Source organism: Spirosoma sp. 48-14 (genome assembly GCF_001898575.1).
Classification (GTDB): Bacteria; Bacteroidota; Bacteroidia; order Cytophagales; family Spirosomataceae; genus Spirosoma.
On record NZ_MKUD01000029.1, the window covers coordinates 24,554 to 39,994 of the forward strand.

The 15,441-nt window shown below is 48.4% G+C and carries 12 protein-coding genes and 1 tRNA gene; 1 reads left to right on the forward strand and 12 read right to left on the reverse strand.

Features of this window, described 5'->3' with window-relative positions; all coding sequences use genetic code 11:
* Positions 1-49: 49 nt before the first annotated feature.
* Positions 50-1,063: a zinc-binding alcohol dehydrogenase family protein gene (locus BGO59_RS16910; RefSeq protein WP_293684885.1), complete on the forward strand. Its 1,014-nt coding sequence runs from the start codon at positions 50-52 to the stop codon at positions 1,061-1,063.
* 137 nt (positions 1,064-1,200) lie between these two features.
* On the opposite strand, the gene BGO59_RS16915 is transcribed toward BGO59_RS16910, so the two are convergent.
* The 12 genes from BGO59_RS16915 to tuf form a co-directional block, all read right to left on the reverse strand.
* The gene (locus tag BGO59_RS16915) at positions 1,201-1,557 is read right to left on the reverse strand and encodes a HepT-like ribonuclease domain-containing protein (RefSeq protein WP_293684887.1); all 357 of its coding nucleotides are present in this window, start codon (positions 1,555-1,557) and stop codon (positions 1,201-1,203) included.
* Positions 1,547-1,888, reverse strand: a complete 342-nt coding sequence (locus tag BGO59_RS16920; protein WP_293684889.1) for a nucleotidyltransferase family protein — start codon at positions 1,886-1,888, stop codon at positions 1,547-1,549. Before BGO59_RS16920 ends, BGO59_RS16915 begins: the two co-directional genes overlap by 11 nt.
* A gap of 68 nt (positions 1,889-1,956) precedes the next feature.
* A complete protein-coding gene (gene rpoC, locus BGO59_RS16925) occupies positions 1,957-6,306 on the reverse strand; it encodes a DNA-directed RNA polymerase subunit beta' (protein ID WP_293684891.1) in 4,350 nt (1,449 codons plus the stop codon).
* A gap of 120 nt (positions 6,307-6,426) precedes the next feature.
* Positions 6,427-10,296 carry a DNA-directed RNA polymerase subunit beta gene (gene rpoB, locus BGO59_RS16930; protein WP_293684893.1) on the reverse strand — a complete coding sequence of 1,290 codons (3,870 nt, stop codon included), beginning with the start codon at positions 10,294-10,296 and terminating at the stop codon, positions 6,427-6,429.
* A 329-nt stretch (positions 10,297-10,625) separates the two neighbouring features.
* Positions 10,626-11,012, reverse strand: coding sequence for a 50S ribosomal protein L7/L12 (gene rplL / locus BGO59_RS16935; protein WP_020598184.1), 387 nt, complete (start codon positions 11,010-11,012; stop codon positions 10,626-10,628).
* A gap of 117 nt (positions 11,013-11,129) precedes the next feature.
* Positions 11,130-11,663 (reverse strand): 50S ribosomal protein L10, encoded by a 534-nt coding sequence (rplJ, locus tag BGO59_RS16940; protein ID WP_293684895.1) that lies wholly within the window; start codon positions 11,661-11,663, stop codon positions 11,130-11,132.
* A gap of 3 nt (positions 11,664-11,666) precedes the next feature.
* Positions 11,667-12,365, reverse strand: a complete 699-nt coding sequence (gene rplA / locus BGO59_RS16945) for a 50S ribosomal protein L1 (RefSeq protein WP_293684896.1) — start codon at positions 12,363-12,365, stop codon at positions 11,667-11,669.
* 26 nt (positions 12,366-12,391) lie between these two features.
* Positions 12,392-12,835: a 50S ribosomal protein L11 gene (rplK, locus tag BGO59_RS16950; RefSeq protein WP_080058733.1), complete on the reverse strand. Its 444-nt coding sequence runs from the start codon at positions 12,833-12,835 to the stop codon at positions 12,392-12,394.
* A gap of 168 nt (positions 12,836-13,003) precedes the next feature.
* Positions 13,004-13,564 carry a transcription termination/antitermination protein NusG gene (gene nusG, locus BGO59_RS16955; RefSeq protein ID WP_293684899.1) on the reverse strand — a complete coding sequence of 187 codons (561 nt, stop codon included), beginning with the start codon at positions 13,562-13,564 and terminating at the stop codon, positions 13,004-13,006.
* 112 nt (positions 13,565-13,676) lie between these two features.
* Positions 13,677-13,868 (reverse strand): preprotein translocase subunit SecE, encoded by a 192-nt coding sequence (gene secE, locus BGO59_RS16960; RefSeq protein WP_020598179.1) that lies wholly within the window; start codon positions 13,866-13,868, stop codon positions 13,677-13,679.
* A 13-nt stretch (positions 13,869-13,881) separates the two neighbouring features.
* Positions 13,882-13,955: transfer RNA gene (locus tag BGO59_RS16965), tRNA-Trp, on the reverse strand.
* Between the two features lie 179 nt (positions 13,956-14,134).
* Positions 14,135-15,322, reverse strand: coding sequence for an elongation factor Tu (tuf, locus tag BGO59_RS16970; protein WP_020598178.1), 1,188 nt, complete (start codon positions 15,320-15,322; stop codon positions 14,135-14,137).
* Positions 15,323-15,441: the final 119 nt, after the last annotated feature.

The window sequence follows — 15,441 nt, forward strand, 5'->3', positions numbered from 1 at the left end:
TTGACAGGCTATGACGCCGTGAATAAATTGTACATAAACGATATTGATAATGAAAGCAGTAGGATTCAAAACGTCGCTTCCGATTACAGATGCAGCTAGTTTTATTGAGTTTGACACAGAAAAGCCAACACCCGAAGGCCGTCAGTTACTGGTAAAAATCAAAGCCGTATCGGTAAACCCAGTAGACTTTAAAATCAGGCAGAATTCGGCAAAAGACACTGTACTCGAACAACCTAAAATTATTGGCTGGGATGCTGCGGGCGTAGTAGAAGCGGTTGGCGATGCTGTGAGTTTATTCAGCGTGGGCGATGAGGTATACTATGCCGGTGATATAACAAAACCAGGCAGTAACGCTGAGTTTCAACTCATCGATGAGCGTATTGTGGGCCGTAAACCTTATGGGTTATCGCCCGAAGCGGCTGCCGCCATTCCATTGACAGCTTTAACAGCCTGGGAAATCCTTTTCGACCGAATGCGCCTTTCTATAGAGCGGGATCGAACGAAGACACTGCTGATTATTGGTGGGGCAGGGGGCGTAGGATCGATTGCCATTCAACTTGCTAAAAAACTACTGGGTTTGACTGTAATTGCTACCGCTTCGCGCCCTGAAACGATAGATTGGTGCAAAAAAATGGGCGCTGATATAATCGTCAATCACCGAGACCTCGTAGCCGAAGTTCGGAATGCTGGCTTTCACTACGTAGACTACATTGTTGATTTTGTAGATGCAAATCTCTATTGGGATGCCATGGTTGAATTGATTAAGCCACAGGGCCACATTGCATCCATCACAGGTAGTTCCGTTCCAGTGTTGCTCAACAAGCTGAAAAACAAGAGCGTTAGCTTTTCCTGGGAGTTTATGTATACTCGCTCGACCTATCAGACCGATGACATGATTGAGCAGCACTTTATTCTTGGCCGAGTGGCTGACCTGCTGGATGAGAGTGTCCTGGAAACCACGCATACGCACACATTACATGGCCTGACAGCCGATAATTTCAAACAGGCCCATGCCCAGTTGGAATCAGGAAAAACGATTGGGAAATGGGTCATATCGTTTTGACGATAAGTACTCCATTGACTGATAAACTATAAAAAAGCCCCACTCATTTCTGAGCGGGGCTTTTTGTTATGCTATCAATGTTTACACCGTTGCCCGTTTTTTGCTGCGGGCGAATTGATCGCGCGATTCAGTGAAAACTATCGCGAGTGACCAGAATCTAATTGGTTGAGTAACTCATTAACTTCTACCTCTAGGGTAGGCAGGTGGTTAATAATAACACTCCAGATAATTGTATTATTGACTCCATCGTAGGCGTGAATTAGCAAGTTTCGGAGGCTAATGATCTGCTGTAGGCTACTGATAGCAATCTTTGGTTCCATTTTCCGCACTTGATTGGCCGCTTCTCCAATAATACCTAGTGCCCTCTCTACGGCGTATTGAACGATTAAATCAGTATCGTAGCTGGCAAAATCACGCGCATGCTGGAGAAAGCTATCAACATGATTGATTTGGATCGCTATATCCATCAGATATTTGCGAATATCACGCTGCATAGAGTAACTGTTTGGATGCCTCAACCGCGTGGGCAAAATAGGGATTACGAAACGATTGCCCCATCACTAAATCAACAGGCCGATGAAGCAACTGTTCTAGTTCAAACAGAAGCCTGAAATAGGTTTCTCCTTTTACTTCCGGGGCTAATTCATCGGGTAGCTCTATCAGTAAATCAACATCACTGATAAGTTCGTCAAAATCATTGGAAGTGACAGAGCCAAAAGCATATAAACGGACTACATTATGCTGCCGACATAGTGCTTTGATTGGATCTGTATAGGGCTGCAAAAATGAATGAATCATAATAGCAGAAAGGTAAAGCGAATCCATGAGATAACAAAAACGGCTCCGGTCATGTTGACCAGAGCCGTTTTACGTGCATTAACTTATGTCGAGGCTTACACCGTTGCCCGTTTTTTGCTGCGGGCGAATTGATCGCGCGATTCAGTGATGGTCTCCAACTCTTCCTTCGAGCCGACAATCGCGTTTTGGTAACGACGAATACCTGTACCCGCTGGAATAAGGTGACCTACGATCACGTTCTCTTTCAAGCCATCTAATGTATCACGCTTACCACGGATCGACGCTTCGCTCAACACTTTCGTGGTTTCCTGGAAGGAGGCCGCCGAAATGAAGCTGTCTGTACCTAACGACGACTGAGTAATACCCATCAGTGTTGGTTGTGAAACGGCAGCCATGGCATCGCGAACAGTCACCAGAGCCATGTCACGACGTTTCAGGCTGGAATTCTCATCCCGGAGCTGACGGCTCGTAACGATCATCCCTGGCTTGAAGTTTGGTGAGTCACCAGCGTCCATAACAACTTTAGCGTCGAGCACTTTGTCGTTTTCTTCGCGGAAAGCCCACTTATCCACAACCTGTCCTTCGAGGAAGTTGGTGTCACCTGAGTCGATAATTTCAACTTTCTGCATCATCTGACGCACGATGGCTTCGATGTGCTTATCGTTGATTTTTACCCCTTGCAGACGATATACTTCCTGAATTTCATTAACCAGGTATTCCTGAACAGCCGTCGGTCCTTTGATGGCCAGAATATCGCTTGGCGTAATGGCACCGTCCGATAGCGGAGCACCTGCCCGTACGAAGTCGTTATCCTGTACAAGGATGAACTTCGACAGCGGTACCAGGTATTTCTTCTTCGTGCCGTCTTTCGACTCGATGAAGATTTCGCGGTTACCCCGCTTAATTGTACCGTAGGTTACTACACCGTCGATTTCGCTCACTACAGCCGGGTTCGATGGATTCCGTGCTTCGAACAATTCCGTTACCCGTGGCAGACCACCCGTGATGTCGCGGGTTTTACCAACGTTACGTGGAATTTTCGCTAGTGGCTGACCTGCTTTGATTTTCTGACCAGCTTTTACAACCAGACGCGAACCAACAGGCAGGTTATAACTCTTCTGAAGCGGACCACCATCGTTATCAGGCAGGTGCAGCGTCAGTGTTGTCGTACCCTGTACAACAATAGCCGGGTTCTTCGCTTTGTCGCGGCTTTCGATGATTACCATCTCCTGGAAGCCCGTCTGTTCATCGAACTCTTCACGATAGGTGATACCATCTTCAATCGCATCGAAGGTCAGTGTACCCGTCAGTTCAGAAAGGATAACGGCGTTGTAAGGGTCCCATGCGCAGATGTCATCGCCCTTCTTCACTATATCGCCTTCTTTCACCCGCAGGAATGCACCATAGGGAACGTTGTTGCTGATCAGAACCTGGTTTCGGTCGTCAGGATTCACAATCCGAACTTCGCCCGAACGACCCATAACAACCGTTTGTGCGTTACCTTCAGCATCTTCTGATTCAACCGTCCGCATTTCTTCAAACTCGATCAGACCGTCGAATTTCGCTTTGATCGATGCATCAACGGCAATGTTCGATGCGGTACCACCCACGTGGAAGGTACGAAGCGTAAGCTGGGTACCTGGCTCACCGATAGACTGCGAAGCGATAACGCCTACAGCCTCACCGATATCGACCATGCGGCCCGATGCCAGGTTACGGCCATAACACTTAGCACAAACACCCTGACGCGATTCGCAGGTCAGTACCGAACGGATTTCAACCGTTTCGATGCTGGTTTCGTCGATCTGTGCGGCTACTTCTTCGGTAATCAGTTCGCCGGCACCGATGATCAGATCTTTCGACAGCGGATCATAGATGTCATGAACCGTTGTACGACCCAGAATCCGTTCGGACAGTGGCTCAACAATATCTTCATTATCTTTCAGAGCCGAAACCTGCAGACCGCGCAGCGTTCCACAGTCTTCTTCGCTGATGATAACATCCTGGGCTACATCGTGCAGACGGCGAGTCAGGTAACCGGCATCAGCTGTTTTCAGAGCCGTATCAGCCAGACCTTTCCGGGCACCGTGCGTCGAGATAAAGTATTCCAATACGTCGAGACCCTCTTTGAAGTTCGACAGGATCGGGTTTTCGATGATCTCACCTACCGAGCCTTGCAGGTTTTTCTGTGGCTTGGCCATCAGACCCCGCATACCGCCCAACTGACGAATCTGCTCACGCGAACCACGGGCTCCCGAGTGCATCATCATAAAGATTGAGTTGAAACCACCCTGATCGGCTTCGAGTTGCTTCATCAGTGTTTCGGTCAGACGGGAGTTAACGCGCGTCCAGATGTCAATAACCTGGTTGTAACGTTCGTTCTCCGTGATCAGACCCATCAGGTAGTTATCCCAAACGCCTTGTACTTCGGCCTTGGCTTCTTCAACCAGACCTTGTTTGGCTTCTGGAATCATCACGTCGCTCAGACCGATCGACAGACCTCCTTTGAAGGCCATCTGGAATCCAAGTTCTTTGATTTCATCAAGGAATTGAGCTGTCCGCGCACCACCCGAAATCTTGAAGATCAAGGCAATGATCTGCTGCAGTTTTTTCTTCGTCAGCAGTTCGTTAATGTAACCCACTTCTTCAGGAACCGCCTGGTTGAACAGCAATCGGCCCGCTACCGTGTCGATTATCTTGGACACGATTTCCCCATTTTCGTCCCGAACCTTAACCCGGCACTTGATGTTGGCGTGCTTCGAAATCCGACCTTCGTTGATACCGATAATTACCTCTTCGGCACCATAGAACGTCATGCCTTCGCCCGGAATCGGGTACTCGGGCGTGCTCTTGCGACCTTTTGTTACATAATACAGGCCCAATACCATGTCCTGCGACGGTACCGTGATCGGCGCTCCGTTGGCAGGGTTCAGAATATTGTGTGATGCCAGCATCAGCAACGACGCTTCCAGAATCGCTTCCTGACCCAGCGGCACGTGAACGGCCATCTGGTCACCGTCGAAGTCAGCGTTGAAAGCTGTACAGACGAGTGGGTGCAATTGAATAGCTTTTCCTTCGATCAACTTTGGCTGGAACGCCTGGATACCTAAACGGTGCAGCGTTGGAGCCCGGTTGAGCAATACAGGGTGGCCTTTCAATACATTTTCCAGAATATCCCAGATTACAGGATCTTTCCGGTCCACGATTTTCTTGGCCGATTTTACGGTTTTTACAATGCCCCGCTCGATGAGTTTGCGGATAACGAACGGCTTGAACAACTCAGCCGCCATATCTTTCGGCAAACCACATTCGTGCAGTTTCAGCTCTGGGCCTACTACGATAACCGAACGACCTGAATAGTCAACACGCTTACCGAGCAGGTTTTGCCGGAAACGACCTTGTTTACCTTTCAGCATGTCGGACAGCGATTTCAGCGCCCGGTTACCTTCTGAACGAACGGCGTTCACTTTACGCGAGTTGTCAAACAGCGAATCGACGGCTTCCTGAAGCATCCGCTTTTCGTTCCGCAGAATCACTTCAGGGGCTTTGATTTCGATAAGCCGCTTCAGACGGTTGTTCCGGATAATTACCCGACGATACAGGTCATTCAAATCGGACGTAGCAAACCGGCCACCGTCGAGGGGGACGAGCGGGCGCAGTTCGGGAGGAATAACAGGTACCATTTTAATCACCATCCATTCAGGACGGTTTTCGATATGGCCGTTTGCCTCCCGGAAAGCTTCTACTACTTTCAGTCGCTTCAGGGCTTCTGCTTTCCGTTGCTGCGATGTATCCGTAGCAGCAGAGTGGCGAAGCGAATACGACAGTTCGTCCAGATTCAGACGCGACAGCAGCATCTCCAACGCTTCGGCCCCCATCTTGGCGATGAATTTATTCGGGTCTTTATCGTCAAGGTATTGGTTGCTGCTGGGCAGTTTGTCAATGATGTCGAGATACTCGTCTTCAGTCAGGAAGTCGAGTTGGTTGATGCCATCTTCAGCTTTCACACCCGGTTGAACAACTACATACCGTTCGTAGTAAATAACCTGGTCGAGCTTTTTGGTCGAAAGACCTAACAGATAGCCAATTTTGTTGGGTAAGCTGCGGAAATACCAGATATGTGCAACAGGCACCACCAGTTCGATGTGGCCCATACGCTCCCGGCGAACCTTTTTCTCGGTCACTTCAACCCCGCAACGGTCGCAGATAATGCCTTTGTAGCGAATCCGCTTGTATTTCCCGCAATGACACTCCCAGTCCTTTACTGGCCCGAAGATGCGCTCGCAGAACAAGCCACCCATTTCGGGTTTGTAGGTCCGGTAATTGATAGTCTCCGGCTGTGTCACTTCGCCGTAGGAACTCTCCAAAATAGACTCCGGCGATGCCAGGCTGATGGTCACGCTCTGGAAGTCGCTATTGAGTTTTTTGTTCTTTTTGAACGACATTGGTTGGAGATTATAGGTTTTAAAAGAGGAGTTAGAAGTTAGGAGCGAGGAGTGAGAATGGCTGGCGCAAAAAATGCTACCGGAGGATTCTCACTCCTAACTCTTCGCTTCTCACTCCTATTACTCTAATGTAATTTCAAGGGCCAGGCCGCGTAGCTCGTGCACCAGTACGTTGAACGACTCAGGGATATTAGGCTTCGGCAGGTTTTCACCTTTCACGATTGCTTCGTATGCCTTCGCGCGGCCAACAACATCGTCAGACTTAACGGTCAGAATTTCTTGCAGGATGTTCGACGCACCGAATGCCTCCAACGCCCATACTTCCATCTCACCGAATCGCTGACCACCAAACTGTGCCTTACCACCCAGCGGCTGCTGTGTAATAAGCGAGTAGGGCCCAATTGAACGAGCGTGCATCTTGTCATCAACCAGGTGACCCAGTTTCAGCATATAGATGATACCAACCGTAACGGGTTGATCGAAACGCTCACCTGTCAAACCGTTGTAGAGATATGTCCGACCAAACGAAGGTAAACCTGCTGCGTTCAGCTCGTCGGCTACCTGCTGCTCAGTTGCTCCGTCGAAAATTGGCGTAGCGTATTTACGATCCAGTTTCTGACCTGCCCAGGCCAGTACAGTTTCGTAAATCTGACCGAGGTTCATCCGGGATGGAACACCTAATGGGTTCAGAACGATGTCGACTTTAGTGCCATCTTCGAGGAACGGCATGTCTTCATCGCGAACGATCCGGGCAACAACACCTTTGTTTCCGTGACGACCAGCCATTTTATCGCCCACTTTCAGCTTCCGCTTCTTGGCAATGTACACTTTGGCCAGTTTCACAATACCTGCCGGTAGTTCGTCACCTACTTCAAGCGTAAACCGTTCACGTTTGAACCGGCCCGTGATCTCACTACGACGGGTGTTGTAGTTTTTCACCAGTGCCGTAATCAGCTCGTTGGTTTTTTCATCGTCCGTCCAGTCGTTCAGATTCATGTCGGCCAGAAGATTAGCTTCTTCCGGTACAGCATAACCGCTTTCATCCCGATACGCGTTCTTGTCAGGGAACAGGTTATCGACGATGTTTTTCCGACTGAATTTTACGCCTTTGCTGACAATTTCGTCACCGAACTTATGTTTGACACCAGCACTGGTTTTACCTTCAAGCAAGGACACTGTTTTTTCAATCATACGAGCGCGGAAGTCATTCAACTCACGGCTGTATTTCTTCATCAAAGCCTTCACTTCGTCCTTATGCTTGCCACGCTCTTCTTTAGCAGGACGGGCAAACAGTTTGGTATCGATAACAACTCCTTTCAGCGACGGTGGTGCTTTCTTCGAGGCATCTTTCACGTCGCCCGCTTTATCACCAAAGATGGCACGGAGCAGTTTTTCTTCCGGGGTAGGATCGCTTTCGCCTTTCGGTGTGATCTTACCAATCAGAATATCGCCTTCTTTAACTTCCGTACCGACGCGAACGATACCGTTTTCGTCAAGGTTACGAACGGTTTCCTCCGACACGTTCGGAATCTCGGAGGTTAACTCTTCTTCTCCGCGTTTGGTATCCCGTACTTCCAGTTCGAATTCTTCGATGTGGATAGAGGTGAAAATATCTTCACGAACTACCCGCTCCGAAATCACGATAGCATCCTCGAAGTTATAACCCTGCCAGGGCATGAACGCCACTTTCATGTTACGTCCAAGAGCCAGTTCACCAGCTTGTGTCGCGTAGCCTTCGCAAAGGACATCACCCTTTTTCACCCGTTGGCCTTTCAATACAGTCGGCTTGAGGTTAATACAGGTATCCTGGTTGGTTCGGCGGAATTTGATGAGGTTGTAGGTTTTCCGATCGTCGTCAAACGAAACCGCTAGTTCCTCTTCTCCCAGATCGTATCGAACAACAATCTTCGTCGCATCAACAAACTCGATGACGCCATCCGCTTCTGCAATAACCAGTGTTCGTGAGTCAACTGCAACACGGCCTTCCAGACCAGTACCCACAATTGGGGCTTCTGGACGAAGTAGCGGTACAGCCTGACGTTGCATGTTCGAACCCATCAGGGCACGGTTGGCATCGTCATGCTCAAGGAACGGAATCATGGAAGCAGCTACCGATACAATCTGGTTCGGAGCAATATCCATAAAGGTTACGTTCGCTGGTTCGGCCATCGGGAAATCACCTTCAAACCGTGCTTTCAGGCGATCTACCTGGAAGTTCCCCTTATCGTCGATACCGGCATTGGCCTGAGCGATGTAATGGGTATCTTCTTCTTCTGCAGTCAGGTACATTACAGGCTTGTCCATCGAGACCTTACCGTTTTCGATAATCCGGTATGGTGTTTCGATGAAGCCCATGCTGTTGATTTTTGCGTAAACGCAAAGCGACGAAATCAGACCGATGTTCGGACCTTCCGGCGTTTCGATCGTACACAGACGGCCATAGTGCGTGTAGTGTACGTCACGAACTTCAAAACCTGCTCGTTCGCGTGACAGACCACCAGGCCCCAGTGCCGACATACGACGCTTGTGCGTCACTTCGGCCAGTGGGTTAGTCTGGTCCATGAACTGCGATAGCTGGTTGGTACCGAAGAATGAGTTAATAACCGACGAAAGTGTACGGGCATTAATCAGGTCAACGGGTTTGAAATCCTCGTTGTCCCGTACGTTCATCCGTTCTTTGATGGTCCGGGCCATACGGGCCAGACCTACACCGAACTGAGCGTATAATTGCTCACCTACTGTCCGAACACGTCGGTTGCTGAGGTGGTCAATATCATCGACAACAGCTTTCGAGTTGATCAGACCGATCAGGTATTTCACGATAGAGACGATATCTTCGGTCGTCAGAACCCGCATTTCAGACGAGATGTCGAGTTGCAGTTTCTTGTTAATCCGATACCGGCCAACATCCCCTAAATCGTACCGCTTATCGGAGAAGAACAGGCTTTGGATAATTTCCCGAGCTGTTTGTTCATCCGGCGCGTCAGCATTACGTAACTGCCGATAGATTTGCTCGACGGCCTCTTTTTCGGAGTTCGAGCTATCTTTTTGCAGCGTGTTATAAATAATATTGTAATCGGCCATGTTCATGTCTTCCTTATGCAGGATAACTGAACTCTGGCCTGAATCCATAATGACGTCAATATCATCAGCCGAAACCGCTGAATCGCGTTCCAGCAGCACTTCGTTTCGGCTAATCGACACAACTTCACCTGTATCTTCATCCACAAAGTCTTCCGTCCAGGTGCGTAGTACCCGGGCGGCCAACCGGCGGCCAATTGCCTTTTTAAGATTAGCGGGCGTTGCCGAAATCTCTTCCGACAGGCCAAACAGGTCGAGGATGTCTTTATCAGAGCCGAAGCCAATAGCGCGCAGCAATGTCGTTACCGGGAATTTCTTCTTCCGGTCGATGTATGCGTACATGACGTTGTTGACGTCGGTCGAGAACTCAATCCAGGATCCTTTAAATGGAATAATACGGGCTGAATACAGTTTAGTACCGTTGGTGTGCTTGCTCATGGAGAAGAACACACCTGGAGAACGGTGCAACTGCGAAACAATAACCCGCTCGGCCCCGTTTATGACGAACGAGCCTTTCTCGGTCATATACGGGATGTTGCCCAGGAATACCTCCTGCTCAATCGTTTCGAAATCCTCGTTGTCAGGATCACTGTTCGATAGACGCAGTTTGGCTTTCAGGGGCACCGAATATGTCAATCCCCGGTCAATCGATTCATCAACAGAATACTTTGGTGGATCGACCGAGTAATCAATGAACTCCAGCTTAAAATTTTCGCGGGAGTCAGTAATGGGAAAGTTTTCCTGAAATACCTTAAACAAACCCTCTTCTGAGCGTTGGTTCGAAGGCGTATCAAGCTGGAAAAAATCTTTGAAGGATTTTACCTGGATATCCAGAAAATCTGGGTACCCAATCACTGGCTGAATCGTCGCAAAATTTTTGCGTGTACTGATTTTCGCGTTTGTCGCCAAGATTGTGCTTCGTTTAGTGCGTAACCGATTCTAAAAATAGGTGCGTGGCGTAGAGATGCCACGGCACAGAATCTGATGAACGATCTACAGAATTACAATTTATTAATTAGGTTTTCCACTGAAAAACTCGTAAATCGTAGTGTATAAATCGTTGATCAGTACTCTCCAGGCTGTCACCCAACCCTTGGAGAGTCAATAGATAACATAAGGCAATAAAAATAAGTTTGTCTTTTGCAAGTGCTTTTAGACAAAAATAGCTCCAAACAGGAAAAGACCAGACGTTGGTCTGGCCTCCCCTGTCTGGAGTGATATGCGAAAGAGCCTTTAGCTTACTTAACTTCTACTTCAGCACCAGCTTCTTCCAATTGCTTACGGAGTGCTTCAGCTTCATCTTTAGCAACACCTTCTTTCACTGGTTTCGGAGCTCCGTCTACCAGTTCTTTAGCTTCTTTCAGGCCCAGACCGGTCAGATCTTTAACCAGTTTCACGACAGCCAGTTTAGCAGCACCAGCCGACTTCAGAATTACGTCGAACGACGTTTTCTCAGCCACTGCCGGAGCAGCATCGCCACCACCTGCGGCACCACCAGCTACCATTACGGGAGCAGCTGCTGCTGGCTCAATTCCGTATTCATCCTTTAGGATAGCAGCCAGTTCGTTTACTTCTTTAACCGTAAGGCCTACAAGCTGCTCAGCGAACGCTTTTAAATCTGCCATTGTAGTATTTTCTTATTTTGATTGTGATACAATTGTTTTTGTAATGCGGCCGGGCTGGCGTACCAGTGGAAACCGCTTTTAAGTGCCGGAAAGTGCGGGTTTCCACCCACGCTACAGCTAAGCTGCTTCCTCGCGCTCCGACAGCGTTTTGAGGATACCGGCCAGTTTGTTGCCACCACCTTGCAGAGCCGAGATAACATTCTTGGCTGGTGATTGCAGCAGACCGATGATTTCGCCAATAAGCTCTTGCTTGCTCTTCAGTGCGATGAGCGTATCAAGCTGGTCGGCGCCAATAAACAGGCTGTAATCAATAGAAGCAGCCTTCAGTTTCAGTTTATCATTTGTTTTACGAAACTCTTTGATAAGCTGCGCCGGTGCTTTGCCATTTTCAGGGTGAAACATCACCGCCGACTGACCATGCAGCACCGTCTCGTTGAACGGCGTAAAATCCGTTGCAAGCGGTTCGAGCGCTTTTTTGATGAAGCTGTTCTTCACCACTCTGTACTCGATACCCCGCTCAAAACACATCCGACGTAACGTGTTGACTTCAGCAACCGTCATGCCATTCGCTTCCGTGATATAGAAGAAGGGAACGTTCTGAAACTTTTCAGCCAATTCCTCAATAATTGCTCCTTTTTCTTCGCGTTTCATGGCTTAAATTCCGGCTACTGTGCCTTTGTCAATCGTTACACCAGGACTCATCGTGCTCGACAGGTTGATCGCTTTCACGTACGTTCCTTTAGCCGACGAAGGCTTCAGTTTCAACAACGTGCTGATGATTTCCTGCGCGTTTTCGGCCAGTTTCTCCGGCGTAAACGATACTTTACCAATGCTGGTATGAATAGCCCCTTGCTTATCAACTTTAAAGTCGATTTTACCGGCTTTCACTTCACGAACAGCTTTGCCAACTTCGGGAGTTACCGTACCCGATTTTGGGTTTGGCATCAGACCGCGTGGACCAAGAACTTTACCCAGACGACCAACTTTAGCCATAACGTTCGGCATCGTGATAATCACGTCGACGTCTGTCCAGCCTTGTTCAATCTTCTGAATATAATCATCCAGGCCTACAAAGTCAGCACCTGCTTCTTTCGCTTCGGCTTCCTTGTCCGGGGTGCATAGCACCAGAACGCGAACCGTCTTACCCGTACCGTGGGGCAGCGTTGCAACGCCACGAACCATCTGGTCGGCTTTACGCGGATCAACGCCTAACCGAACGTCAATATCCACAGAAGCATCAAATTTCGTGTACGAAATCTCTTTCAGAATTTCGGCTGCCTGCTGGAGCGAATATTCTTTGGAAGCGTCGTACTTCGATTGAGCCTCTTTCTGTTTTTTCGTTAACTTAGCCATGTCTTTGTTTGCTTCGGCAAGTCTGATTAATTCTCAAACGGCGGTGTACCCGTCACCGTAATACCCATGCTGCGGGCTGTACCAGCTACCTGCTTCATTGCCGACTCAACGGTGAATGAGTTCAGATCGGGCATCTTTGTTTCTGCGATGGTCCGAACCTGATCCCACGTTACTGAGCCGACTTTTTTGCGGTTTGGCTGAGCAGATCCGCCTTTCAGCTTCGCTGCTTCCATCAGCAGAATCGGTGCGGGTGGCGTTTTGATGACGAAATCAAAGGACTTGTCCTTATAATACGTAATCAAAACTGGCAATACCATACCCATTTTGTCCTGGGTTCGGCCATTGAACTGCTTGCAGAATTCCATGATATTTAAACCCTTGGAACCAAGCGCTGGACCGATCGGAGGTGAGGGGTTGGCCTGCCCGCCTTTGACTTGCAGCTTAACGTAGCCACCTACTTCTTTTGCCATTGTGGTAATTGAGTTACGACCGCCTAAGCGGCCCCGTTACTACTTAGGTTCTAACTGGTTAGCCACATAACCAATCCGCACACCTTTCATAACAAATCAACTGGTTTTGGCTGGTCATCCTCTGAGGGAAGCATAGGACGCCGAACCACGGAAAATTGATCAGATCGATCAGCTTTCCTTTTCTACTTGTGCGTAACTGAGTTCTACCGGAGTGTTCCGGCCAAATATTTTTACAACGACGTTCAATTTCTTCCGGTCGTCGAATACTTCTTCTACAGTGCCAATGAAACCACCAAAAGGCCCATCAACTACCTTAACATTTTCACCTTTCAGATAGGATGCTGTTGGGGCAACAACTTCTTGTGTTTCTTCATCGACCTTACCAAGAATACGATTGACCTCGGCCTGACGAAGTGGAACAGGTACTTTTGAGGTAGTGCCCGCCTGAGAATTCCCCAGAAACCCTAATACGCCCGGCATATTCAAAATCATGTCGAGTGCCCGGTTATTACCTAAATCGGCTGAAATGAGGATGTAGCCAGGGAAAAATGACTTCTCCCGAACGCGTTTTTTACCGTTACGCATTTCGTACACCTTTTCCGCTGGTATAAGAACCTGCGGAATCACTTCATCGAGTTTTTGCCGGATTATTTCGTTGTCGAGATACGACTTAATCTTCTTCTCCTGACCCGACACCGCCCGAATGACGTACCATTGTATGCCGCTCATAATTAGTTGTCATTTGTTGTCATTACATGGTCATTGATTGCCATTTGCCACTATGACGTGCTTGCACGAAGGGTAACAAATTGTGACTATAATGACTACTGAATGACTAAAATTAAAACGACTGATAAAATGCGTTCAGTCCGTTCTCAAACACTAAATCAATTAACCCGACCAGTAGCGCAAAAATCAGCGAAGCCACCAGTACGAGTGTCGAACTACCCTGGAGATCGCTGAATTTAGGCCAAGTCACGTTATGCTGAACTTCCTCCCAGGAGGCTTTCAGAAACGAGATAAACTTGTCCATCTTTTGTAAGGATTGGCACGGGTGGAGAGATTCGAACTCCCATCAACGGTTTTGGAGACCGCTATTCTACCCTTGAACTACACCCGTGTATTGGTTCATTAACAGTCATTTGTGGTCTGTAACTGCATTTATCATGTAACATGATGAATGCCAATTATGTAAACGACACCCAATGACTTCTGAATTGGACTGCAAAATTACGAAATAATTTCAAAAAACAAGTGCATTCCCGTGAAGAAATGCACTTGTTTAAAATTATTCGAATATTAGTCGAGGATTTCCGTTACCTGACCAGCACCTACGGTACGACCACCTTCGCGGATAGCGAAACGGAGACCTTTTTCCATAGCGATTTTGTTGATCAGCGTTACATCAATCGTGATGTTATCGCCTGGCATTACCATCTCAACGTTAGCAGGCAGGGTAATTTCGCCCGTTACGTCGGTGGTACGGAAATAGAACTGAGGACGATATTTGTTGAAGAATGGGGTGTGACGACCACCTTCTTCTTTCGACAATACGTAAACTTCAGCTTTGAATTTCGAGTGAGGCTTAACCGAACCTGGTTTGCAAATAACCATACCACGACGGATATCGGTTTTTTCAATACCACGGAGCAGCAGACCTACGTTGTCACCGGCTTCACCACGGTCCAGAATTTTCCGGAACATTTCAACACCCGTTACAACTGATTTCAGGTTTTCAGCACCCATACCGAGGATTTCAACTGGATCACCCGAGTTGATAACACCCCGCTCGATACGACCGGTTGCTACCGTACCACGACCTGTGATCGAGAATACGTCTTCGACCGGCATCAGGAACGGCAGATCCGTCTGACGTGGAGGAAGTGGGATCCAGCTATCAACGTTATCCATCAGTTCTTCGATGGTTTTTACCCATTTAGCATCGCCGTTCAGGCCACCAAGAGCCGAACCTTGAATAACTGGGATATTGTCACCGTCGAATTGATAGAAGCTCAACAGTTCGCGGATTTCCATCTCAACGAGTTCGAGCAGTTCTGGGTCGTCAACCATGTCCACTTTGTTCATGAACACAACCAGCTGAGGTACACCTACCTGACGAGCAAGCAGGATGTGCTCCCGAGTTTGTGGCATTGGACCGTCGGTTGCAGCTACTACAAGAATAGCTCCATCCATTTGGGCAGCACCCGTTACCATGTTTTTCACATAGTCAGCGTGGCCTGGGCAGTCAACGTGCGCATAGTGGCGGTTTGCCGTTGCGTACTCAACGTGCGATGTATTAATGGTGATACCCCGCTCTTTTTCTTCTGGGGCGTTGTCAATCGAGGAGAAGTCCCGAATTGCGGCCAGACCCTTTTCGGCCAGCACTTTCGTAATGGCAGCCGTCAGCGTCGTTTTACCGTGGTCAACGTGACCAATCGTACCGATGTTTACGTGCGGTTTCGAGCGGTCAAAATTCTCTTTTGCCATGTTTTTTTAAAACGCTATTGTGAACTGTTGATTAGTTATTGAATGAATTCGCTGAACAAAATTAAACCCAGCGAAATCATACCGTTTGAGGTCTGACGCCATTTGGGCTTAAAACCGCT